Origin of the sequence: Acinetobacter chinensis (assembly GCF_002165375.2) — a bacterium.
GTDB classification, from domain to species: Bacteria; Pseudomonadota; Gammaproteobacteria; order Pseudomonadales; family Moraxellaceae; genus Acinetobacter; species Acinetobacter chinensis.
Genome location: NZ_CP032134.1, coordinates 2,909,725 through 2,931,087, shown reverse-complemented (window position 1 = coordinate 2,931,087; position 21,363 = coordinate 2,909,725). Strand labels below are relative to the sequence as shown.

Genomic DNA, 21,363 nt, shown 5'->3' with positions numbered 1-21,363 from the left:
GTTATAAAAAATTAAAACGGCATATTTTTTGCTTATCACCTTTGCCTTAAGCGCTGTATAAAATGGAGAGCGGTTGAAGATGAAGTTATCGGTTGGGTTAAAAGTTGCAAACTCTTTGTCACTGACACCGCAGTTACAACAGGCCATTCGTTTGCTTCAACTTTCCAGCCTTGAGCTGGAACAGGAAATTCAGATTCAGCTGGACAGTAATCCATTACTGGAGAAGGTTGAGGATTTATCCACTATTGAAAGTTTATCCTCATTAAAAGAAAGCGAAGCAGAACAGAAAGATCTGACAAATGAATTAAATGCAGATCATTTACCTGATGATTTACCTGTAGATACAGACTGGGATGATGTGTATACCCATCAGCCAACAAGTTTAGGGGCTGCTGAATACGAGGAGCGTGAAGATAACCGTCAGGGGCATCAGAGTTTACAGGCGCATATGCTTGAGCAGATTAATTTGCTGCATTTTTCACTGGTCGAGCAATTGATTGCCCGCTGTATAGTGGATTCACTGGATAATAAAGGCTTTCTTGATTGTGAGATTTCAGAAATAACCTCATCGGTTCAGCACCTGCTGAATACTATGGGGTATGAAGAAGAAATAGAAGATGATGAAGTTCAGGTGGTCCTCAAACATATACAGCGGCTGGAACCTGTCGGGGTAGGCTCCCGTAATCTTGCAGAATGTCTGCTGGTTCAGCTGGAAGGATTGCCTGCGCAACTTCCATATAGGTATGAAGCTGTACTTTTGATGAAACATTATGAACTGCTGGTTTCAAATGATATTCAGAAGTTGATGAAACAGACTGGTTTAAATGCTGATCAGTTGAAAAGCGCAGTTGAACTGCTCAAAACATTGAAAGCACATCCAGGAATTGAATTTGAAGACCGTGAGTCTGATTATCAGATTCCTGATGTAGTGGTTATGAAAAAAAATGAGCACTGGTTTGTACAGTTGAATCCTGATGTTGTTCCAAAGCTGAGAGTGAATGCTTTCTATGCTGGAATGATCCGACGGGCAGATCAAAGTGATGATAATCAGTATTTAAGAAATCAGATGCTTGAAGCTAAAAACTTTATAAAAAGCATAGATGAGCGACATAAGACGCTGTTAAAAGTAGCAACCTGTATTGTCGAGCATCAGAAAGGGTTTCTTGAAACTGGACCTGAGGGGATGAAGCCGCTGGTATTAAGAGATATTGCTGAAGAAGTGGAACTTCATGAATCAACTGTTTCGAGGGTCACAACCAATAAATATATGCTGACTCCACGCGGACTGTTTGAACTGAAATATTTCTTTTCGAGTCATGTAGGGACAACTTCGGGTGGTGAAGCCTCCTCAACAGCAATCCGTGCAAAAATTAAAAAACTGATTGCTGAGGAGAATATCCGTAAGCCATTGTCAGATAATACTATTGCCGGAATGTTAAAGGAGGAAGGGATTGATGTTGCAAGACGGACAGTCGCGAAGTATCGCGAATCGTTACATATTCCTTCATCTTCTGATAGAAAAGTCTTGATCTGATTTTTATTGTGTGGCTATTCTAGGGGTTCATTATGACAAAATAATGAATCTCTATTTATTTTAAGGAACAGCAGAAATGGTTGAATTTCAGTGATGTAACGGTTTGGTAAATCTGAGATGAATCTTTCAGCTGCTTTCTTTTCATATCCTAAAAGAAGGTGAGGGATTGAACTATGCAAATAACAATTCGTGGTCATCATTTAACTATCACCCCTGCAATTGAAGAAAATATCAGATATAAATTTGCAGATATGACAAAGCATCTTGATCAGGTCAACAGCATGCAGGTGAAGCTGACCAAAGATCATCAGCTGGATAAGCGATCTAAAAAAGGAAGTGCGAATCATATTGCTGAAGCAATTATCCGGTTGCCTGGAGCGGAACTCTTTGCTCAGGCTTCGGCAGACGATATGTATACTTCAATTAAGCGTCTGACAGAAAAATTAAAACGGCAACTGCATAAGCATCGTAAAATGCAGCTGGTATATCAGCCGCTGGCGGTATAGTTGAAAAATTTGTAAAAAGAGGTTTTTTAGACCTCTTTTTTTTATACGTATAATGTACGTGACTAATGAATTATTTTTTCTATTTATAGTAGAATGACAGGTTTTTACACTGTCAGCCCTACGAAGAGGTCTAAGCAATGAATAGTGAACAGCTCACTGAAATTTTAAAAGCGGCTTTTCCTGATGCAGAAGTTGCTGTCAGTGGACAGGCAGGGAAATTTGACCTCCGTATTGTCGATGATCAGTTCGAGGGTAAACGCCCTGTTCCCCGTCAACAGGCTGTTTATGCGCCGCTGAATTCATATATTGCCAGCGGTGAAGTACATGCTGTGACTATTCGTGCAATGACTAAAGAAGAATGGCGCAAAGCCAGCATGTTTGGAGCTTAAGCGTCAATGGATAAATTTGTCATTCAAGGCGGTGCAAAAATCGAAGGTGAAGTGCGAATTTCGGGTGCGAAAAATGCAGCTTTACCTTTACTGGCAGCAATGATTCTTGCAGACTCACCAATTACTCTAAAAAATGTCCCAAATCTGAAAGATGTCAGAACATTGGTTAAACTGATCAGTGGTCTTGGTATTACCATGACTTATGAAGGTGAAACTGTTACTGCAGATACGTCTACATTGGACAATCAGTTTGCACCGTATGAACTGGTGAAAACCATGCGTGCATCTATTTTGGTGCTTGGTCCATTACTGGCGCGTTATGGCAGTGCAAAAGTATCATTGCCAGGTGGCTGTGCCATTGGCTCACGCCCTGTAGATCAGCATTTAAAAGCATTGGAAGCTTTGGGTGCACACATTGAGGTCGAAAATGGCTATGTGATTGCCAGTGTCGATGGCCGCTTAAAAGGCGGTGAAGTGGTCTTTGATATGGTGACTGTAGGCGGTACAGAAAATATTCTGACTGCTGCGGTACTTGCAGATGGTGTAACCACAATCCGTAATGCAGCACGTGAACCTGAAATCACCGATCTTGCGCAAATGCTCATTAAAATGGGTGCAAAAATTGAAGGTTTAGACACAGATACACTAGTGGTGACTGGTGTTGAAAGTCTGCATGGTTGTGAATACTCAGTGGTTGCTGACCGTATTGAAACAGGTTCATATCTTGCTGCGGCTGCGATTACAGGCGGTAAAGTCAAGACCACACATACTGATCCAAACCTGCTTGAAGCAGTACTGGATAAGTTTGAAGAAATGGGTGCAGAAGTGACCCGTGGTGATGACTGGATCGAACTGGATATGATGGGTAAACGTCCGAAAGCAGTTAGCTTTCAGACTTTACCACATCCAGAGTTTCCAACAGATATGCAGGCACAGTTGATGGCGGTCAATGCCATTGGTCGTGGTTTTGCAACAATTTCAGAAACGATTTTTGAAAATCGTTTTATGCATGTGCCTGAATTAGCGCGTATGGGTGCAAATATTCAGGTCGAAGGTAATGATGCTATAGTCACTGGTGTGGAAAAATTATCCGCAGCCCCAGTGATGGCAACTGACCTGCGTGCTTCATTTTCTTTGGTTCTGGCAGCTTTGGTTGCTGAAGGTGAAACCACAATTGATCGTATTTATCACATCGATCGTGGTTATGAAGATATTGAAGCAAAACTGCAGGGTCTGGGTGTCCAGATTAAGCGAGTGAGCGAGACAAGTTAATGAGCGATATGAGAAACGATGATCCAAACTTTGACGTAATGGGCAATTTTGATCATGGTTTAACTTTGGCATTGAGTAAAGGTCGTATTTTAAAAGAAACATTGCCTTTGCTTGAAACTGCTGGAATTAACTTATTGGAAGATCCTGATAAATCCCGTAAGTTAATTTTCCCAACCACACATAAACAGGTGCGTATCCTGATTTTACGTGCTTCTGATGTACCGACTTATGTTGAAAATGGTGCAGCGGATATTGGTGTGGCAGGTAAAGATGTATTGATGGAGCATGGCGCGCAAAACGTTTATGAGCCATTGGACTTAAAAATTGCCAACTGTAAGTTAATGACAGCAGGCAAAGTGGGCATGGAACGTCCCAAAGGGCGTTTAAAAATTGCCACTAAATATGTCAATTTAACCCGTCAATACTATGCAAGCTTAGGCGAACAAGTCGATGTGATTAAACTTTACGGTTCAATGGAGCTTGCACCATTGGTCGGTTTGGGTGATTACATTGTCGATGTAGTGGATACAGGAAATACTTTGCGTGCCAATGGTTTAGAGCCTTTGGAAGAAATCTGTAAAGTGTCTTCACGTTTGATTGTCAATAAAGCCAGCTTTAAACGTAAGCAGACTTTGCTCAATCCAATTCTTGCTCAGCTTGAAAAAGCCGTGGAAGAACGTGAAGCGAAAAAGTAATTTGTAATAGAATGATTTTGAAATAAATGACCGTCCGTAAGGGCGGTTTTTTTATCGGGGAAATATCATTCACGATTTATTCACAGAATTGATAAAGTCAGTTTTTGATGAGAATGTTAAAAATAAGTCATGAATAACAACCTGCATCATGGCTGAAAATGAAAACGCCACAACAACGAAAAGAACAATCCATAGAAATTTTGAAGCAAAGAAATATTCCATATATTGATTGGTTACCTGTAATTGAGTCTGTCGAAGAAATACAGGTCCGAAGTGCTGAAAGTATTGCTCAACGGGCGATTGCCTGTTTATGGATCATACAGGTCGCTTGTGATATTGATAATGGGAAATATGATGATGAAATTAAAGGTTTGATCTTAAATATTCTGACAAAAATGCAGGTCATGGATGCTTTAACTGAGCAGGAGACGGCAATTTTACATGAGGACGTATCTCAGCAGGATGTCATAAACATGGTGTGGAAATATGAGGCTTACTGGGTTTTATTGTGGGCTTTAGGAATTGTTGAGGAACTGAATTATCCTGAAAATATTGTGGATTGTGTTTTTGCAATTCAAGCCGTTGTATCTACTAAAACATTTGAAGAATTTATGGCAAAAGTAAAGCTGAGAGACATTGAAGAAATTTTAGATCAGGCAGATTTAATCTATCGCTATGATTGGGCATGTGTCAGTGCACGACTGAATCAGGAACAGGCACCTGCACAATTAAATTCGGCAGTTGTTGTGGAAAGACATGGTGCATTGAACTGGCTGATTCAGTCGGATAGTGACTGGGATCATCCTGATGTGAGTACTTAAGTTGAGATTAAGTGACTGGTGTGCTTTTTTGATCCGACTTTCCTATTAAACTTAATAAAATTGACCATGTGATCTTGCCCACAAGTCACTCAAAACAAGGTAAACTAAAGTTTCCCTTTATTATTTTTGTGGATAAATTGATGCGACGTTTATCGACTCAAGAGCAGAATTTTAAACAGGTCTTTGCAGATCTGCTTGCTTTTGAAACAGTGAGTGATCCTGAGCTTTTAAAAACAGTAGACCAGATTATTGCAGATGTACGCCAGCATGGTGATGCACATGTACTTAAACTCACTCAACAGTTCGATCGACATCCAGCGCATCAATTTTCAGATCTGGAACTGTCACAAGAGCAATTGAAAGCAGCATTTGAAAGCTTAACCCCCGAAGTGCGTGAAGCACTTGAAATGGCAGCTAATCGTGTGCGTGAGTTCCACCAGGCACAAAAGCAGGATGGCTGGACTTATGTTGATGCTTTGGGCAATACACTCGGTCAAAAAGTAACACCATTAGACCGTGTTGGGATTTATGTACCAGGTGGCTTGGCATCTTATCCATCTTCTGTACTGATGAATGCCGTACCTGCGCATGTTGCGGGTGTGCAGGAAATTATCATGGTTGTTCCTGCGCCAAATGGTGATTTAAATCCACTGGTTTTAGCTGCTGCTTATCTTGCAGGTGTACATCGTGTATTCACCATTGGTGGTGCGCAAGCCGTTGCGGCATTGGCATACGGTACTGAAACCATTCCGCAAGTTGATAAAATTACAGGACCAGGAAACCGTTTCGTAGCTGCGGCAAAACGTGCGGTATTTGGTCAGGTCGGTATCGACATGATTGCAGGGCCATCTGAAATTCTGGTCTATGCTGAAGGTCAGAACAATGCCAAATGGCTGGCGATGGATTTATTGTCACAAGCTGAACATGACACAGTTGCGCAAGCGGTATTTATTACGCCTGATGAACAACTATTGAATGATGTTGCACAAGCCATTGAAGAACATTTAGAAGCTTTACCAAAAGCTGAAATTGCACGTACTTCGATTGCCAACCGTGGTGCATTGGTCTTAGTCAGAGATCGTACCGAAGGTGCTGCACTCATTAACCAAGTTGCACCTGAACATCTGATGTTGTGTTTAGATGAAGCACAGGAAATGTCAGAAGATATCCGCCATGCGGGTGCAATTTTTATGGGGCGATATACGCCAGAAGCGATTGGTGACTATTGTGCAGGGCCAAACCATGTCTTACCGACTTCGGGTACAGCACGATTCTCATCACCACTCGGTGTCTATGATTTCCAAAAGCGTTCAAGTTTGATCATGTGTTCTGAGCAGGGTGTAAAACCACTTGCCAAAACCGCTGATATTTTAGCGCAAGAAGAAAACTTGGATGCACATGCGAGATCTGCGAGATATCGTTATCAATAAGTTATTCACTAAATAATTAAGTATTAAATGTCCCTCTCTTGAGCCATATATGGCTCAGGGATGAGTAGCGAGGCTACGTAAGGGGATGGTGAAAATATTGAATCTGGTTTGGAAGATGACCTCTCCCAAACCCTCTCCTGGGAGGAGAGGGCTTACGTGATCGTAAGTTGAGTACATAAATGAGAAAATAAAATGCCAAACATCACACCTGAACAAATGCGTTTCTGGAGTCCATCGGTACGTGAGTTAGAACCTTACGTACCAGGCGAACAACCGAAAATTCAAAATTTATTAAAGTTAAATACCAATGAAAACCCGTATCCACCATCGCCAAAAGTGGTTGCTGCGGTACAAAAAGTATTGGAAAACTCAGCCGATGCATTGCGTTTATATCCAGACCCTGATGCAACTGAGTTGAAACAAGCCATTGCCGCACAACAAAACGTTCCAGTAGAGCAAGTTTTTGTTGGGAATGGTTCGGATGAAGTCCTAGCACACATTTTCAAAGCATTCTTTGTGCAAGATAAACCGATCCTATATCCTGATATTACCTACAGTTTTTATCCTGTTTATAGTCAGTTTTTTGGAATTTCAGCACAATCAAAAATTATTCCGTTGAATGATGATTTTGAAATTGTGGTGGATGACTATAAGCAACCCAATGGTGGAATTATCATCACCAATCCAAATGCACCAACCAGTATTGCATTGGGTTTGTCAGCCATTGAGGAAGTGTTGCAAGCCAATCCTGATTCAGTGGTGTTGGTTGATGAAGCCTATGTAGATTTTGGTGCTGAATCAGCAGTGTCACTGGTTGAGAAATATGACAATCTGGTTGTATGTCAAACAACCTCTAAATCTCGCTCACTGGCAGGTTTACGTGTCGGCTTTGCCATAGCACAGCCACATTTGATTGCGGCACTTGAAGCGGTGAAAAACAGTTTTAACTCATACCCAATTGACCGATTTGCCATAGCAGCAGCGGTGGCGTCATTTGAAGATCAAGACTATTTCGAAGCGCAATGTCAAAAAGTCATTGCCAATCGTCAAAAACTGGTCGCTCAATTAGCTGAACTTGGCTTTAAGGTTTTACCTTCAAGTGCGAACTTTATTTTTGCGACATTGCCAGATCGGGATGCAGGTGAATTGGCAACTGCTTTGCGTGAAAAAGGTGTTATTGTGCGTTATTTCAATAAGCCACGTATTAACCAGTTCCTTCGTATTACCATTGGTACAGATGAGCAAAATCAACGCCTGGTTGATACTTTGAGAAATAATATTCTGGATTGATTTAGAATCTCCCCAACCCCTCTTTTAAAAAGAGGGGCTTAAAGGTGAATCTTAGGATTCGCTTTTTTCTTGAGGGTTTTCAGGTTGATACCAGGTATTGAGTAAATCTAGTATTGCTGAAACTTTATCAAAACATTCCTGATATTCAGCATCTGCTTCTGATGCAATGGTGATGCCTCCACCTGCCCATACAGAAAGCTCATTCTGTGATTGCTGAACTGATCGGATCAGAATATTCCAGCTGCCTGTCCCATCAGCATTAAAATAACCCATTGAACCACAATACGCGCCTCGTGGCGCACCTTCAAGTTCCTCAATAATTTCCATTGCCCGAATTTTAGGGGCACCGGTAATTGAACCACCCGGCAAAGCCGTCATTAAAACCTGCCATGGGCTGACTGTCGGTTTCAGTGTGGCGGTCACTTCACTGACCATATGATGAACCTGATTAAAACTTTCAATATTAAACAGTTTTGGTGTTTTAACTGATCCTGTTTCTGCATAAACACTCAGATCATTACGCAGTAAATCTACAATCATGACATTTTCAGCCTGATCTTTAATGGAGTTGATCAGCCGTAATTTTGACTGTTCATCTGCCTCAGGATCATCATAACGGGGAGTCGTCCCTTTAATTGGTTTTGTAATCAGCTTACGGTCCTGCTGAAATTCAATAAACAGTTCTGGTGAACAGCTCAGCAGTTCAAAATCATCAAATCTGATATACCCTTCGTAGGGAGCATCAGTCAGTTGCCATAGCTGTTCGGCTGTATTGAGCAGGAGTCCTTCGGTTTTAGCGGTAAATTCCTGAGTCAGATTAATCTGATAACAATCGCCGGCTTTAATATATTTCTGAACTTTATCAAAGGCGGAGACATACTCTGCTTTATTCCACCTCGGAATACATGGATTTTTCATCTGGAAGTGATTTTCAGATAAATCAGATGAAGACTGGAGTAAGGCTGTCAGTTCAGCATATTTTTTTTCAGCATCAGGAGCATGGCTGATAAACAGCCATCCATTTTCAGTCTGCTTTAAGTAAGTGTTGAAAATACCTATAAACACCGATGGTTGATTGTTTTTTTGAGAACCTGAAGTTAAATTTTTTGAAGCATCGTAACTGATAAAGCCCGCGGTAATTGTTAAATCTGTAAGCGAGCAGGCGGAAAGTAACTCTGGCAGTTGTGCTGTCTCTATCGAACAGTCTGAAAGAAAATACCCTTGTTCATCAGAATGAGTGAAATGTTGAAGCTGATTATTCCGCATGACAAAGTATTCATCAGCCATAAATGCGATGACAGGGATGCCATTTTCAGAAAAATAAAAAATATGTGACGCAAAGCACATTTTTTTTAAAATATAAAAAGGGGTCGTGGAATTATCACAAAGCAGTTTTTGCATTGTATTCACATCATTCATAATGCTGTTTTATCAGAAGATAATGGTGTAGACAGCTATTTTACAGCATTCTGGCAGTAAATATGCGTATATACCGTTTGTCGGCAAGATGCGATTTACGATAAACAACAGTTGAACAAAAGATAACACAGAGATAACTTAGACAGTGCAATCAGTCCGCTCAAGGAAGAAGTATTGTTTAGTTGCTAAAAATAAAATTGCCAACTAACCGGTGCAGAGCGGTAGACAATCAAAAAAATAATACTCTTGGGAGAGTAAGAAGATGAAAAAACTTACTAAACTGGCTTTAGTTTCTTCAATGGCAATCAGCGCAAATGCGATGGCAATGCAAGCAATGGATGATGCTGCATTGAGCGCAACTACTGGTCAAGACGGTATTAATATCGGTATCGGTATTTCTAAAATTGAGATCGGTAAAATCTTTATTCACGATAATGATGGTTACAGCAAAAAAGGTAATGGTACGACTGAGATTGCTACTGGTAAAGCGGGCTTTGGTGGTACTGAAGTTGCTGGTGCGATTTCCATCAAAGGAAACGGTACAGCAGGTCATGTAAATGAAACTGCAGGTATTGTAATCACTGCAAATACAGATCAGCCTGATACAACCAAAGCTGGTGCAACTTTACTTAAGTCACATAACCTTGCTGATATCCGCATTGATTCAGATGCAGGTACTGGTACTAATGGTGCCTTCCTGAATATTGCCGCAGATGTTTCTGGTCTGAATATCTCGATTGGTGAAGTAGGTGTTACTGCTTCTGGTAATGCAACTCCGACAGTTGGTATTCAGCGTGGTGGTGTGGATGCCAATTACAACAAAATTCTTTCTGGTCTGAGCATTAAAACAGGTGTAATGACTGCTAACGTACAGTTGGGTGCTACACCTCAAGGTGCAATGATCAAACTGAACACAACGATGACCGGTGGTCTGACTATCTCTGACCTGGGTATTGCTGATGCTGCAGGTAAGGGTGAAATTTGGTTAGGTAAAATCCAGGTTGCTGATGGTGCTTCTACGAATCTTGCTGTAGATGCAGATGTTTCTGTTACTACGAATGGTCTGAAGATCCTTGCTAGACAGGGTGATGCTGGTATTGATACTTATGTTCAGGCGATTGCTTTAGGTGCTAAACCAACAGCTGCATTAGGTGCTCGCGGTACAGCGACAGTAGGTTCAATTGGTGATGTGGAAATCCAGGGGCTTAAGACTTTCTATAGCCCAACAGCTGGAACATATGCTAACGGTTCTGTGATTACGATTTCAGGTCGTTAATCTGAATGAAAGAAAAAGCGCGTGAATCCACGCGCTTTTTTTTACAAAAAAAATGTGAAAAATGTCAAAATTAAAAAGAAAAGGATGTTTTTTTCTAAAAAAAAAGGTATCTTCCAATGTACAAGGAAGTATAGAGCAAATGCTCTATAAAGAATAATGAACTCAGGCACATCATTGCCGATAACCAGAAAAAGTTAAGAATATGTTGGAGATCGCTTTAGGCTCGGCATTGATGTATTACTTTGCCACACAAGCCTTTGATATAAAAGAAAAGCCACCAGAGGCTGTTTATTATACAGAAACCCTGGATTCAAGAAATCCATCGTTTACACGTATGCATCGTGAGCAAGTCCTGATCAAGCCGGCGCTTGAAGATCAGTTCAGGGGAATTGTCCGTCAGGCATATGATTACAGTTGTGGTTCGGCAGCTTTAACAACATTGCTGAATGGATATGTCGGAACCCAGCTTTCTGAACAGCAGACCATGAATGGTCTTTTAAACTATGGCGAATATGACCGGATTATTGAGCGGCGCAGTTTTTCATTGCTGGATATGAAACGCTTTGTTTCTGCACTTGGAATGGAAAGTGGTGGTTATAAAGGTGAGTTAGCTGATCTTGTGAAGCAGGGGCAACCTGCCATTGTTCCAATTTCTTATGCGGGATTTAAACACTTTGTTGTGTTTAAGGCTTATAAAAATGGCCGTGTTTATGTTGCAGATCCAGCTTTGGGGAATATCAGTTTTGATGAGGAACGCTTTAAGCAGATCTGGGAGAATAACACCCTGTTTCTGGTGAATGTTGCACCACAGAACAGAAAGGGCATGTTGGCATTGCAGGATTCAGATATGCGGCATGTTGATGATTCAACTGTAAACAGATATGCCTTTGTTGACATTCAGTATCCGCAGACCTATATGGATCGTATTGCGGACAAAGCTTCAACTATTCGTCTTGAGCGGGATTTGAATAAAAATTCTGAAAGTTATGGGCAGGATACTTTTAAATTCTTGAGACTTTACTATAAAAGTAAGTAATTTCTTGTGAGTTGGAACTAAAAAAATAAAAACTGGAAGGGATGTGTCATGGACATTAAATGGATGAAAAAAACCTTACTTGTCGTCAGTATTCAGATGATCACAGGTATTGTTTATGCGGCTGAAGAACCTGCACTTGGAGGTTATGAAGCTGTAGATCAGCAGGATGCTGAGAAGGAAGCAGTAAGTAAGGCCACTGAGTCTGCTGAGCAGGTTGCCAAGCCTGAAACCGTTCAGCAGCAGGCATCCAGTGCTCTCCAGCAAAAGGAAGGGGATGCAACTAAAGAAACCAACCTTCAGGAAGTTTTTACATCAAATGAGCGCCAGTATTCTCTGATTAAAAAAGGAGAAATCTCAGGGTTCTATGATGTTGACTATACCTATTATCGGGATACCCGACTGGATTTATCCATCGAAAACAATGCGGTCAATCAGTTAAGGGTGGAAGAAGATGCGAATCATACTTTAACCAATACATTTACAGCGCAGTATGGTGTGCTTGATAACCTGACTTTTACAGCATCGCTGCCTCTTGTAGCAAAGGCAGATAAGCTCAAAGATGCCACGACGGCAGGTCTGGGTGATATTTCTTTTGGTGCCCGCTGGGAACCGTTCCCACTCAAAGCAGGTCGTTTACCCCTGATTCTGTTTGGTAATGTTTCTACAAAAACAGGTGACAGTCCATACGAAATCAACAGTGCGACAGATCTGTCGACCGGTAAAGGTTATTATTCGGTTGGTGCAGGTGCGAGTACGCGTAAATATATTGACCCGGTTGTTCTGTTTGCTTCTGTTTCTGCTAACTATGGCTTTAAAGAATCAGGCTTGAATCAGCGCCGTGGTACAAGAACAGTTGAAGAGTTTGAACCGGGTATCAGCGGTGGTTTTGCTTTTGGTTTCGCATATTCGTTTAACTACGATGTATCCATGACCATGTCGTATCAGCAGAGCTTTAATACAGAGTCCAAGTTTACATATACAACTGGTGAAACTTATACGCCAGCAGATCAGACCAGTTCAACGCTTGCGATTTCGCTTGGTGTTCGGGTAAATCCAGAAACCATTGTAAATGGTACAGTTGGGATAGGTCTAACCGAGGATGCACCAGACGTATCATTGGGATTATCATTCCCGCTTGATATCGTAGGTTTTGGTAAAAAGTTACGCTAAGAGGGCTGTAGTATGAAAATAATTCAGCTTCGTCCTTTAGCAGCGGCAATTTTATTAACAGGTTGTTCAGGTACGGCTTTTGCACAGCTGGGACAAAACCTGTCTGTTGATATTCGCTCTTTGAGTATGGGGAATGCAGTAACAGCAGATCCTCCAGGGATCAGTGCCATTCACTTTAACCCTGCTGCACTGGCTAAAATAGACGGGTTGCAGACAGACGTTCAGGGGATTCTTGCAAATTTTGACATCAAACGTCAGTTTTCAGTTCCACCGGGCTATAACGTTTTTGGTTACTCAGATGACCCAATGGTCTGTAATGATGGTCCTGAAGTTGCAACGGATTTTTGTACTGATTACAAGGGAACAGTCAATGGTGACGTAGAGTACGTCAGCCTTTATGTTCCTGTGCTGAAAAAGATTGTTGATCTGGGGGAAGGTATTCCGATGGCTGCGCCAACGGCAGCGATCGCCTATAAGCCACCAGGTTCCAAAGCAACATTTGCAACAGCGATGTATGCCCCGCTGGTTGCGGGTTTTGGTGCTGAAGACGGAAACCCTGGTAACTATATGGGACAGCAGGTTGCACTGGAACGTATTACTTATCTGTCACCTTCGTTTGGTTATCAGGTCAATGATGAGCTGTCTATCGGTGCATCTTTTGGTATGTCCTATCAGGCAATTGCCTTAAAAACGGATTTAAGATTTCCGAATGAGCTGATTGGTATGCTCCGGATGATTGATGAAGTCATCTGTACACCATTTAAAGAAAATCAGGACATTATTACGGACATTCTTTTACTTGGGATGTGTAACACTCAGGAAGGGATGAACCCATTTGGCCGTTTTGGTCGCATGGATGTTTCCATGGAGCAGTCCCTGAGTCCGAGCTATAACTTAGGGGTATTGTGGGAACCTACAGAAGAGTTTAGCTTTGGCATGGTTTATCAAAGCTCAGCTAAAATGCGTCTGAAAGGTAAATACAATATTGATAATGCCAATGCGCCGAGAGAACTGATCAAAGGTCTGATGTCTTCTCCAACGGGGCAGATTCTGGCTGCTATTTTAGGTTTTCCTGGCAATGTACCTGCGACAGAAGCAGGTCTGGTTTCCATGGATTTTGAATATCCGGCACATTTCCAGGCGGGGATTAAATATAAGGTCATGCCTGATCTTCAGGTGAATTTTGATGTTGGCTGGACTGACTTTAAAGCATGGGATAAGTTCAAGTTTGAATTTGACCGACAGATTTCTGCACTGAAAATTGCAAAACTTTTATCAGCTTATGTCGGAGATACTTCGCTGGCATTGCCTCTTGGATTTGAGTCACCGTGGAGCTGGGGTATTGGTGTTGAGTATTCAGCAACAGACCGGTTGAAGCTTCGTGCAGGGTATGAACCCCGTGCCAGCGCGATCCCAGATGATAAGCGTAACACGATGGTACCAATCAATAATGCGCAGTTATTTGGTCTGGGACTGGGCTACCGCTTTGATGCAGATACTGATATCGATCTTTCTGTTGGCTTTTTACGAAGCAATGACAAAATTCCAGCAAATAGCAGTAGTCTTGCAAACCAGACAGGTGTTAACAATTTATTATTGAACCCTTATGCGGGGTTGAATGTTAAAACGGATACTAAGGCAACTGTTCTTGGGATCAGCTACAGAACGAAATGGTGAGTCAGAACAGGAAAATGAACAGGATTTTATTTTCAGGATCAGTTGTACTGTTAAGTGCAGGTATATTTTCTGCTGCAAATGCCGCAGAATTTTATACGATTATTGGGCCCGATGGTCGCCCGATGGTTGTTCAGAGAAAGTCAGCTGAACAACCTCAGAAACCTATGATTCAAAAAACAGAACAGCCTGTAAAGACAGAACCAGCGCCTGAATCTGCGAACAGCAATACCAAAGTGACTGTGAACAAAGTTCTGCCTGAGCCTGTTGCTCAGGAAAAACCTCAGGCTGCTCGGGTTCAGGCTGCAGCTCAAAAAAACTCTGTTAAGCCTGCAGTAAGCTCTGTTTCAAAGCCTGTTGAAACGCAGACAGCTGTTCAAAAAGCAGCACCGTCTCAGTTTGTCGTGAAAAATGAGCGCGTGGAAAATCCTGGAAAAGTTATTCCACCTGCTCAGGTTCAGGATGGTTTTGCTGAGCTGGATGGTGAAAAATATGTCACCAATGAACTGCTGGAAGATCGTGAGTTTAATCTTGAAGGTAAAAAAAGATTTTATGCCATGCCTGAAGGTGTGATTGATACAAAAAATGGTGGTGGTGCGAGACTGCAGATTGTTGAGCGTGAAAAAGGGGTGAGCCGATCACTGCTGAACAGTATGTTCAACCGCAATGTTAAAGACAATACGCCCGTTGTGCTGGCTACAACATATTATCGTGTTCCACAGCAGGAAGCGGTAGACAGCCTGGGTCAGCAGTGTTTTACGGATAAAAAAGTCAAAAAGGCAAAATCACTGAAGCTCGATTCGGATGTGAATGTCTGGCCCAGAGCACCTTTGAAAGATCATTTTGATTATGAAGTGATTCATCTTGAGGGAGCTTTAAAGAATATTCAGATTAACTCCTATGCAGCCAGTCAGCAAAAGCCTGAGTTTTACTGGCCATTTGTTGTTTTTCTGGATGAAAAAGCATGTGTGCTTGAAGGTGCAGGTGGTTTCAAGAGCCAGAATACGGCAAGTAATATGTTCAGCCATGAGGTTGTACAGGGGGTTGTTCAGCTGCCAGAGCAGACCCGATATATTTTATTAACTCCATTGGCATCAGCACTTGATATGGAAAATCAGGCACTGGCTAATCATGGTCAGCTCAAATTAGTGGCAATCCGCTAAGGAAAAAGGGAATCAGAAATGAAAAAACAATATTTATTACCCTTTGCACTCACAGCAGGTTTTGCTGCCCTGAGTGGCTGTGGTGGCGAAAGTGCGAATGTTATACCAGAACCAAAATCTGTGGTTTATCAGAATGGTAGCTGTGTTTCAGGTCAGAACTGTGTTGAATTTGCTCTGGACTATCCTGTTGATGGTCTGAATTTTACCTGTAGCAGTGATCGTGATAACGTTTTTATTACTTTAATTGAAGCTAAGAGTAATGCAGCCACAGGAAAATGTACGGAAGGTGATCAGATTCATTTCTTCCTGCGCGGTGATAAAGGGGTCAAAACTGTAGATTTTGGTACGGTGGCACTATCTGATATTGGTGTGGTAAGTACAGTCAGTGCCAGCCTGCCACGTTTAAGCATACTCGATATGGCAAAAGGCTTGACGGGTAAAGCGGCACAGTCACTGGATGCATCTGATCCAACCATTCAGGTTGCTATGGCACTGGTCAAAATTTTCCAGGCAGTAGGCATGGAAGCTAACCAGCGTGTGGCTGGCGATGTTCAGCCTATCTATCTGTTACCACCAAAAATGGACAAGCTGGAAGAAATACTCAGTTCAATTACAGTGGCAGATTATCAGTCTGGGGCTTATATCAATAAAATCAAGCCGTGGACTGATGCCGGTTCCATTACAGATGCAGAAGCACTTGAAGCATTAAAAATGCTGGTGAATATGAGCAATTCTGCAACTTATCAGGCAGGTTATCCTGTGCTTGCCAAAGAGGATTCAATTCTTCCGCAAGGCTTATATGGTTGTAATAAGAGTGACTGTAAATCTACCGATGCTGACTTAAGTCATATGATCGGTCAGTATCTGATCCTGACGGATCGTCAGGGTTATACTTTTGGTTATGGCGTGCAGTGGAAAGGTAAAGTTGCTTCAAATACTGCCAGTCAGATTCTGGGTGTTTCTTCTGAATTGATCAAAAAAACCCGTCCGGCTCGTATGGTTGCAGCTGAGCAGACCAACTGGGTGAATCCGCTGACCAGGAGTATTACAGGGCCGTTCCGGTTTGCTGTAAGTGATATACCTTCTGAGGATTTTATGATCACTCAAGGTAAAGTCTATAATGACTATATGATTGCAGGGACAGAAGGTTTCTACAAACTGCTGACTAAATATGACAAAGGTAAGCCTGAAGAATATGGCTTGTGGAAGCAGACACTCGGCACGGATCAGTATCATGGCTCATTCGATGCGTATAAGTATTTCCCTGTAGGTCATCTGGACAACCGGGTCTTTAAATCTGTTAAAAACGTTGCTTCTGGTGAAAAATATGTATTCCCGATTTATGCAACTATTGAGTTTAAATTTTCGGACACCAGTAAAGCTAATGTGAAATTGCCTGTTGTATTGGATCAGTTTGGTAATGTGCGTACAGATTTTACTTCTGATACAGACTGGACGCCAGCATGTTCACCTGTGACAGAGCAAAGCAGTCAGTATCGAATAGGTGTACTGGGTGCAACGGATACTGACAACAAAGCTGTAACAACGCGTCTGATTCTGGCAAACCCTGTCTTTAAAGAGATAGATGGTGCAGTGATTGGAATGAATACTCAAATTCAGACCAGTACTTCCAGTTCAGCAGATGCACTGGTGATTGGTGGAGCACGTGTTAACCTGGAGCAGTTGTTAAGCGGTGCAGGACGCTTTATTTCAATGACTGATTTCAGTGGTGGAACAGTGGCATGGACTAATATTTATAATTCCATGATGCTGATTTATACTGGACAGACTGACAATAACCCATCGGATGCCGATAAAGAGCTGGCAAAAAATACAGGTGGTACGATTGGTGCGATTGAGGTTTCCAGCTGTTATCAGTCAGGTCAGGTAAAACCATAATATTTCACTAAAAAAAGACCTCTGATGAGGTCTTTTTTTATGCCTGTGTTTTCAGTTCATGCTGTGTCTGGTGATGAGGAAGACTTCAGGGGTATTAACTGTGTGATCACTGTTGATCTGTTACTGGAAAGAGGTCATGGTGCCTGGGGCAGAAATAAATATTGTCGGGATGTTTTATGGGTAACAGTGGAAAGCTGTGGTTCCGGATCAGTTTTTTATTCTATGAAATTTGACTCAGCTGAATTTTCTTCATCAAAAGTGTTGTATGGATGGAGGCTGTATCAGAGGATGTTTATAATGCTGACATGTTAGAACCTTGGACAGCAGATATGTCAGATGGCTTCATCTGGATCTGTTTCAGGAGGAGTATTGTTTGCAGGATGAATTGAAAATGGTGCCAGAAATGGAAAGCAGTATTCCAGAAGAGTTGATACAGCTTGAAGCGAATGGTGGTGTTTATGCAGTATGGATGGTACTGGAACATTGTGATATTCAGATGGACATATCACAACTGATCAGGCTGTGCAGATATGATGCTGAAGATGGTACTTTTACGGTTCAGCTTGCACTTGCTTTAAAGCAGCTTGGTTTTGAAGTAGGTTTTTATACCTCAGAAGATCTGCATCAGCATGAAAAAGAGCGGTTTGCTTTTAAGGAAGCTGAACTGCTGAACATGCCTGTACGGGATACACTGAGTTATGCACAGATACAGCAAGCCTACGAACAGGGGGCTTTTGTCATTGTGTATTACGATACGCTGGAAGGTGTCGGAAATCACTCGCTGGTATACAGCATGGATACAGAGGAAATCTGTTTTTTTGACAGTTTTGATGCCATGCCCGCAGGTGTTTTTGAGCAACAAAGACATGCTGATGGTATCTGTGCGCAGGTGATCGTGGCTTATGCTCCAACAGAAACACGATTCAGTTGATCATGAAAATGTATTCGCTTAAGGTACTGGCGTCTCTCAGTACATTATGATTTGTTGGGATCAGACTATTTCTTCAGTTATTGAGCTTTATTTGAACCTTAATCTTTTGCATTCTGACTGTATTTGGGTAAGCAAATTAAAACGCTGTTCTTTTTGAATATTGTGATGAAAAAGACGGTTTTTTTTATTTGAAGAACAGTTCACCATGATGACTTTCTGGATCAGGTGCATTGCCAGTTCCTGCTGGTTCAGATAGTAAATAAATCCATTTCATATAAAAAAAGCAGCCCGAAAGCTGCTGATCTTAATGTCGAATCCAGATATTATTCTTTTTCAACTTCAATCGGTCTTACGTCCATTTTGTCGTAAGGAATCAGTTTAGTTTTGTGTTTCCACTTATAGCCTAACCAGATGGCAAGGAACAACGGTAAGCTGATGTAAGTCGATACAACACTCATCCATTCGCCGGCAAGCACTGCCTGATAGTTCTGACCCAGTACCACAATGGTACACAGGATGAAAGCAAACCATGGCGCAAACGGGAAGAATTTCGCTTTATAGGCGAGGTCTTCAAGTTTATGACCCTGTGCCAGATAGCCCTTACGGAAACGGTAATGTGAAATGGCAATCCCTAACCAGACAATGAATCCACACATTCCCGACATATTCAGCAGCCATGTAAAGACCTGCTGTTCACCGATAAATGTGGTCAGGAAACACAGTGCAGCGATTGCTGTTGTTGCATAGAGTGCATTCATTGGAACGCCACGCATATCCAGTGTTGCAAACCATTTAGGCGCACGGCCATGACGTGCCATATCAAACAGCATACGGGTGGAAGAATACATGCCCGAGTTACCGGCAGATAAAATCGCAGTCAGAATAACGGCATTCATTAAACCTGCGGCAAAAGCCAGACCGGCTTTTTCATAGAGCAGGGTAAATGGTGACAGCATAATGTTACCGTCACCTTCAGCAGCGAGTGCGAGGTTCGGGTCGGTATATGCCACCAGTGTACCAATAATGAAAATACACAGAATATAAAACAACAGAATACGCCAGAAAATCTGTTTGATTGCCAGAGGAATGGTTTTCTTTGGATCTTTGGATTCACCTGCAGCGACCCCAACCATCTCTGTTCCCTGGAAAGAGAATCCAGCAATCATGGCAACCCCGATCAGTGCATTTAAACCACCCACAAAAGGTGCTTCGCCAATGGTCCAGTTTTTGGTAATGGAGTCAGCAGGATCGAGCATGATTTTACCGATCATGAACAGACCGATTGCGATAAAGAAGATAATCGCAATGACTTTGACCAGTGAAAATAAGAATTCACTTTCACCAAAACCTTTCACTGTCAGAGCATTGATACAGAAAATAATCGCCAGGAATACCGCACTCCACCAGAAGCCAGGAATATCTGGAAACCAGAATTTCATGATGAACTGAACGGCAACCAGTTCAAAAGCGACTGTAATTGCCCAGTTGTACCAGTAGTTCCAGCCCAGTGCAAAACCAAAGCCTTCTTCGACGTATTTATTACCATAAGTAAAAAATGCACCTGAAGTCGGGTTGTGGGTTGCAAGTTCACCGAGGCTTGTCATGAGAAAGTAAATCATGATACCAATCAGCATGTAGGCAAGTAATGCACCGCCAGGACCTGCCGTTGCAATCGTCTGACCAGAAGCCAGGAACAGACCTGTACCAATGGAACCACCAATGGCGATCATATTTAAATGTCGGGCACCAAGCTTACGCTGGAGCTGTGGATGATCTGTTTCGCTCATCGTTATTCCTTAAGATTTTTTCTGGGTGTTGGCGAACAGCACTTTAAAGCCTTGTTGATCTGCTTTGGTCGTACATTGACCATAATTCTGCTCAATCAGCAATGGATAATTCAGGAAGCGGTTTGCCACAATCCACAATTCACCACCGGATTTTAAATGACGCCGTGACGTCTTACACAGATTTTCACTGGCATTGTAATCGGTTTGAATGCCCTGGTGGAATGGGGGATTGCTGACGATTGCGTGTAAAAACAAAGGGGCATCTTCGATTCCACGGACTGCTTTTACTTCAAGTTGTTCTAATGGAAGATGATTTTTTTCAAAAGTCAGTTGTGTGGAAGCCAGTGCAAAAGCATCGACATCGAGTGCAAAAATCCGGTTTTTTGGATTTAATTTTGATAAAAATGCACTGATCACACCTGCACCACAGCCGAAATCGGCAATTTTACCCGAAGTTACCTGAGTCAGGTACGGCAGTAAAACGGCAGTTCCCACATCCAGGCGGTTCTGACTGAAGACGCCCGGCAGGGCACAGATGGTCAGGTCACCCTGTGGGGTTGCCACAGTGTATTGCTGTACCCAGTCGGCAACGGGTTTAGCCTGCACCTGTTTTTTCAGGGTCATTTGCCACATCTGACAGTGACGGGCACTGTCCAGTTTGGTTGCTTCACCATAGGGTTGTAACTGTTTTGCTGCGCGTTCCACACCACCTTTTTTCTCTCCGACCAGGAAGATGGAAGCACCTTCAGACAGGCGGCTGGCAAGGTTGTGCAGAATATAATTCAGCAGTTCTTTTGATTTGGGTACAAAGACCACAGCCTGATCAAACTCAGATTCAGGAAGTTCAATGCCAAAATGAACATTGGCATTGCGCTGCTGGAAATACAGAAATTCATTGTAATTCCATGTCCACAATACAGGTTCAATGTCCTGCGCCAGGTTCGACAGCAAATCATCAGTCGGGGCATTGGCGAACAATACTTTCCCGCTTAAATAATCGTGTTGTCGAATGACGACTTCACTTTTTGGCTCCATAGATCCCATCCATCATAAAATTTTGAACACAGGCAT

General features: G+C 42.2%; 18 protein-coding genes. 15 read left to right on the top strand and 3 right to left on the bottom strand.

The window, feature by feature from the left end; genetic code table 11:
- Positions 1–79 precede the first annotated feature (79 nt).
- The 8 genes from CDG60_RS14825 to hisC all read left to right on the top strand — a co-directional run bounded on the left by CDG60_RS14825 (position 80) and on the right by hisC (position 7,937).
- The gene (locus tag CDG60_RS14825) at positions 80–1,534 is read left to right on the top strand and encodes an RNA polymerase factor sigma-54 (RefSeq protein WP_087513949.1); all 1,455 of its coding nucleotides are present in this window, start codon (positions 80–82) and stop codon (positions 1,532–1,534) included.
- Between the two features lie 173 nt (positions 1,535–1,707).
- Positions 1,708–2,040, top strand: coding sequence for a ribosome hibernation-promoting factor, HPF/YfiA family (gene hpf, locus CDG60_RS14820; protein WP_087513950.1), 333 nt, complete (start codon positions 1,708–1,710; stop codon positions 2,038–2,040).
- Positions 2,041–2,177: 137 nt separating this feature from the next.
- A complete protein-coding gene (gene ibaG / locus CDG60_RS14815; RefSeq protein WP_004830087.1) occupies positions 2,178–2,429 on the top strand; it encodes a BolA family iron metabolism protein IbaG in 252 nt (83 codons plus the stop codon).
- Positions 2,430–2,435: 6 nt separating this feature from the next.
- Complete coding sequence (gene murA, locus CDG60_RS14810) at positions 2,436–3,701, top strand: UDP-N-acetylglucosamine 1-carboxyvinyltransferase (protein ID WP_087513951.1); 1,266 nt, start codon at positions 2,436–2,438, stop codon at positions 3,699–3,701.
- Complete coding sequence (gene hisG, locus CDG60_RS14805) at positions 3,701–4,396, top strand: ATP phosphoribosyltransferase (RefSeq protein WP_068974023.1); 696 nt, start codon at positions 3,701–3,703, stop codon at positions 4,394–4,396. Before murA ends, hisG begins: the two co-directional genes overlap by 1 nt.
- A gap of 158 nt (positions 4,397–4,554) precedes the next feature.
- Entirely contained in the window at positions 4,555–5,217 is a 663-nt protein-coding gene (locus tag CDG60_RS14800; protein ID WP_087513952.1) for a DUF4272 domain-containing protein, read from the top strand.
- 128 nt (positions 5,218–5,345) lie between these two features.
- Positions 5,346–6,647, top strand: coding sequence for a histidinol dehydrogenase (gene hisD, locus CDG60_RS14795; RefSeq protein ID WP_171405464.1), 1,302 nt, complete (start codon positions 5,346–5,348; stop codon positions 6,645–6,647).
- 192 nt (positions 6,648–6,839) lie between these two features.
- On the top strand, positions 6,840–7,937 hold the full coding sequence (gene hisC, locus CDG60_RS14790) for a histidinol-phosphate transaminase (protein WP_087513954.1): 1,098 nt from the start codon (positions 6,840–6,842) through the stop codon (positions 7,935–7,937).
- A gap of 51 nt (positions 7,938–7,988) precedes the next feature.
- Here hisC and CDG60_RS14785 read toward each other — a convergent pair whose 3' ends face one another.
- Positions 7,989–9,356, bottom strand: coding sequence for an anthranilate synthase component I family protein (locus CDG60_RS14785; protein WP_087513955.1), 1,368 nt, complete (start codon positions 9,354–9,356; stop codon positions 7,989–7,991).
- Between the two features lie 262 nt (positions 9,357–9,618).
- Between CDG60_RS14785 and filA the strand changes: the two genes are divergently transcribed.
- The 7 genes from filA to CDG60_RS14745 all read left to right on the top strand — a co-directional run bounded on the left by filA (position 9,619) and on the right by CDG60_RS14745 (position 18,505).
- On the top strand, positions 9,619–10,632 hold the full coding sequence (gene filA, locus CDG60_RS14780) for a putative pilus system protein FilA (protein ID WP_087513956.1): 1,014 nt from the start codon (positions 9,619–9,621) through the stop codon (positions 10,630–10,632).
- 202 nt (positions 10,633–10,834) lie between these two features.
- Positions 10,835–11,668, top strand: coding sequence for a putative pilus system C39 family peptidase FilB (gene filB, locus CDG60_RS14775; RefSeq protein ID WP_087513957.1), 834 nt, complete (start codon positions 10,835–10,837; stop codon positions 11,666–11,668).
- Between the two features lie 48 nt (positions 11,669–11,716).
- A complete protein-coding gene (filC, locus tag CDG60_RS14770; protein WP_087513958.1) occupies positions 11,717–12,838 on the top strand; it encodes a putative pilus system protein FilC in 1,122 nt (373 codons plus the stop codon).
- A 12-nt stretch (positions 12,839–12,850) separates the two neighbouring features.
- On the top strand, positions 12,851–14,515 hold the full coding sequence (gene filD / locus CDG60_RS14765) for a putative pilus system OmpP1/FadL family transporter FilD (protein WP_087513959.1): 1,665 nt from the start codon (positions 12,851–12,853) through the stop codon (positions 14,513–14,515).
- A 14-nt stretch (positions 14,516–14,529) separates the two neighbouring features.
- Positions 14,530–15,675: a putative pilus assembly protein FilE gene (filE, locus tag CDG60_RS14760; RefSeq protein ID WP_118868748.1), complete on the top strand. Its 1,146-nt coding sequence runs from the start codon at positions 14,530–14,532 to the stop codon at positions 15,673–15,675.
- 18 nt (positions 15,676–15,693) lie between these two features.
- A complete protein-coding gene (gene filF, locus CDG60_RS14755) occupies positions 15,694–17,574 on the top strand; it encodes a putative pilus system protein FilF (protein WP_087513961.1) in 1,881 nt (626 codons plus the stop codon).
- Positions 17,575–17,977: 403 nt separating this feature from the next.
- Positions 17,978–18,505, top strand: coding sequence for a peptidase C39 (locus CDG60_RS14745; RefSeq protein WP_087513992.1), 528 nt, complete (start codon positions 17,978–17,980; stop codon positions 18,503–18,505).
- 323 nt (positions 18,506–18,828) lie between these two features.
- On the opposite strand, the gene CDG60_RS14740 is transcribed toward CDG60_RS14745, so the two are convergent.
- Both CDG60_RS14740 and CDG60_RS14735 read right to left on the bottom strand, forming a co-directional pair.
- Entirely contained in the window at positions 18,829–20,292 is a 1,464-nt protein-coding gene (locus tag CDG60_RS14740; protein ID WP_087513963.1) for an amino acid permease, read from the bottom strand.
- Positions 20,293–20,301: 9 nt separating this feature from the next.
- The gene (locus CDG60_RS14735) at positions 20,302–21,327 is read right to left on the bottom strand and encodes a methyltransferase (protein ID WP_087513964.1); all 1,026 of its coding nucleotides are present in this window, start codon (positions 21,325–21,327) and stop codon (positions 20,302–20,304) included.
- Between the last annotated feature and the right edge of the window lie 36 nt (positions 21,328–21,363).

What these genes read in the sequence shown, in the direction of transcription:
- CDG60_RS14825 (WP_087513949.1), top strand. Translation starts at nt 80, where the DNA reads ATGAAGTTATCGGTTGGGTTAAAAGTTGCAAACTCTTTGTCACTGACA.
- murA (WP_087513951.1), top strand. Translation starts at nt 2,436, where the DNA reads ATGGATAAATTTGTCATTCAAGGCGGTGCAAAAATCGAAGGTGAAGTG.
- filC (WP_087513958.1), top strand. Translation starts at nt 11,717, where the DNA reads ATGGACATTAAATGGATGAAAAAAACCTTACTTGTCGTCAGTATTCAG.
- hisC (WP_087513954.1), top strand. Translation starts at nt 6,840, where the DNA reads ATGCCAAACATCACACCTGAACAAATGCGTTTCTGGAGTCCATCGGTA.
- CDG60_RS14745 (WP_087513992.1), top strand. Translation starts at nt 17,978, where the DNA reads ATGGAAAGCAGTATTCCAGAAGAGTTGATACAGCTTGAAGCGAATGGT.
- CDG60_RS14785 (WP_087513955.1), bottom strand. Translation starts at nt 9,356, where the DNA reads ATGAATGATGTGAATACAATGCAAAAACTGCTTTGTGATAATTCCACG.
- hisG (WP_068974023.1), top strand. Translation starts at nt 3,701, where the DNA reads ATGAGCGATATGAGAAACGATGATCCAAACTTTGACGTAATGGGCAAT.
- filB (WP_087513957.1), top strand. Translation starts at nt 10,835, where the DNA reads ATGTTGGAGATCGCTTTAGGCTCGGCATTGATGTATTACTTTGCCACA.
- filE (WP_118868748.1), top strand. Translation starts at nt 14,530, where the DNA reads ATGAACAGGATTTTATTTTCAGGATCAGTTGTACTGTTAAGTGCAGGT.
- filF (WP_087513961.1), top strand. Translation starts at nt 15,694, where the DNA reads ATGAAAAAACAATATTTATTACCCTTTGCACTCACAGCAGGTTTTGCT.
- hpf (WP_087513950.1), top strand. Translation starts at nt 1,708, where the DNA reads ATGCAAATAACAATTCGTGGTCATCATTTAACTATCACCCCTGCAATT.
- ibaG (WP_004830087.1), top strand. Translation starts at nt 2,178, where the DNA reads ATGAATAGTGAACAGCTCACTGAAATTTTAAAAGCGGCTTTTCCTGAT.
- CDG60_RS14800 (WP_087513952.1), top strand. Translation starts at nt 4,555, where the DNA reads ATGAAAACGCCACAACAACGAAAAGAACAATCCATAGAAATTTTGAAG.
- CDG60_RS14740 (WP_087513963.1), bottom strand. Translation starts at nt 20,292, where the DNA reads ATGAGCGAAACAGATCATCCACAGCTCCAGCGTAAGCTTGGTGCCCGA.
- filA (WP_087513956.1), top strand. Translation starts at nt 9,619, where the DNA reads ATGAAAAAACTTACTAAACTGGCTTTAGTTTCTTCAATGGCAATCAGC.
- CDG60_RS14735 (WP_087513964.1), bottom strand. Translation starts at nt 21,327, where the DNA reads ATGGAGCCAAAAAGTGAAGTCGTCATTCGACAACACGATTATTTAAGC.
- filD (WP_087513959.1), top strand. Translation starts at nt 12,851, where the DNA reads ATGAAAATAATTCAGCTTCGTCCTTTAGCAGCGGCAATTTTATTAACA.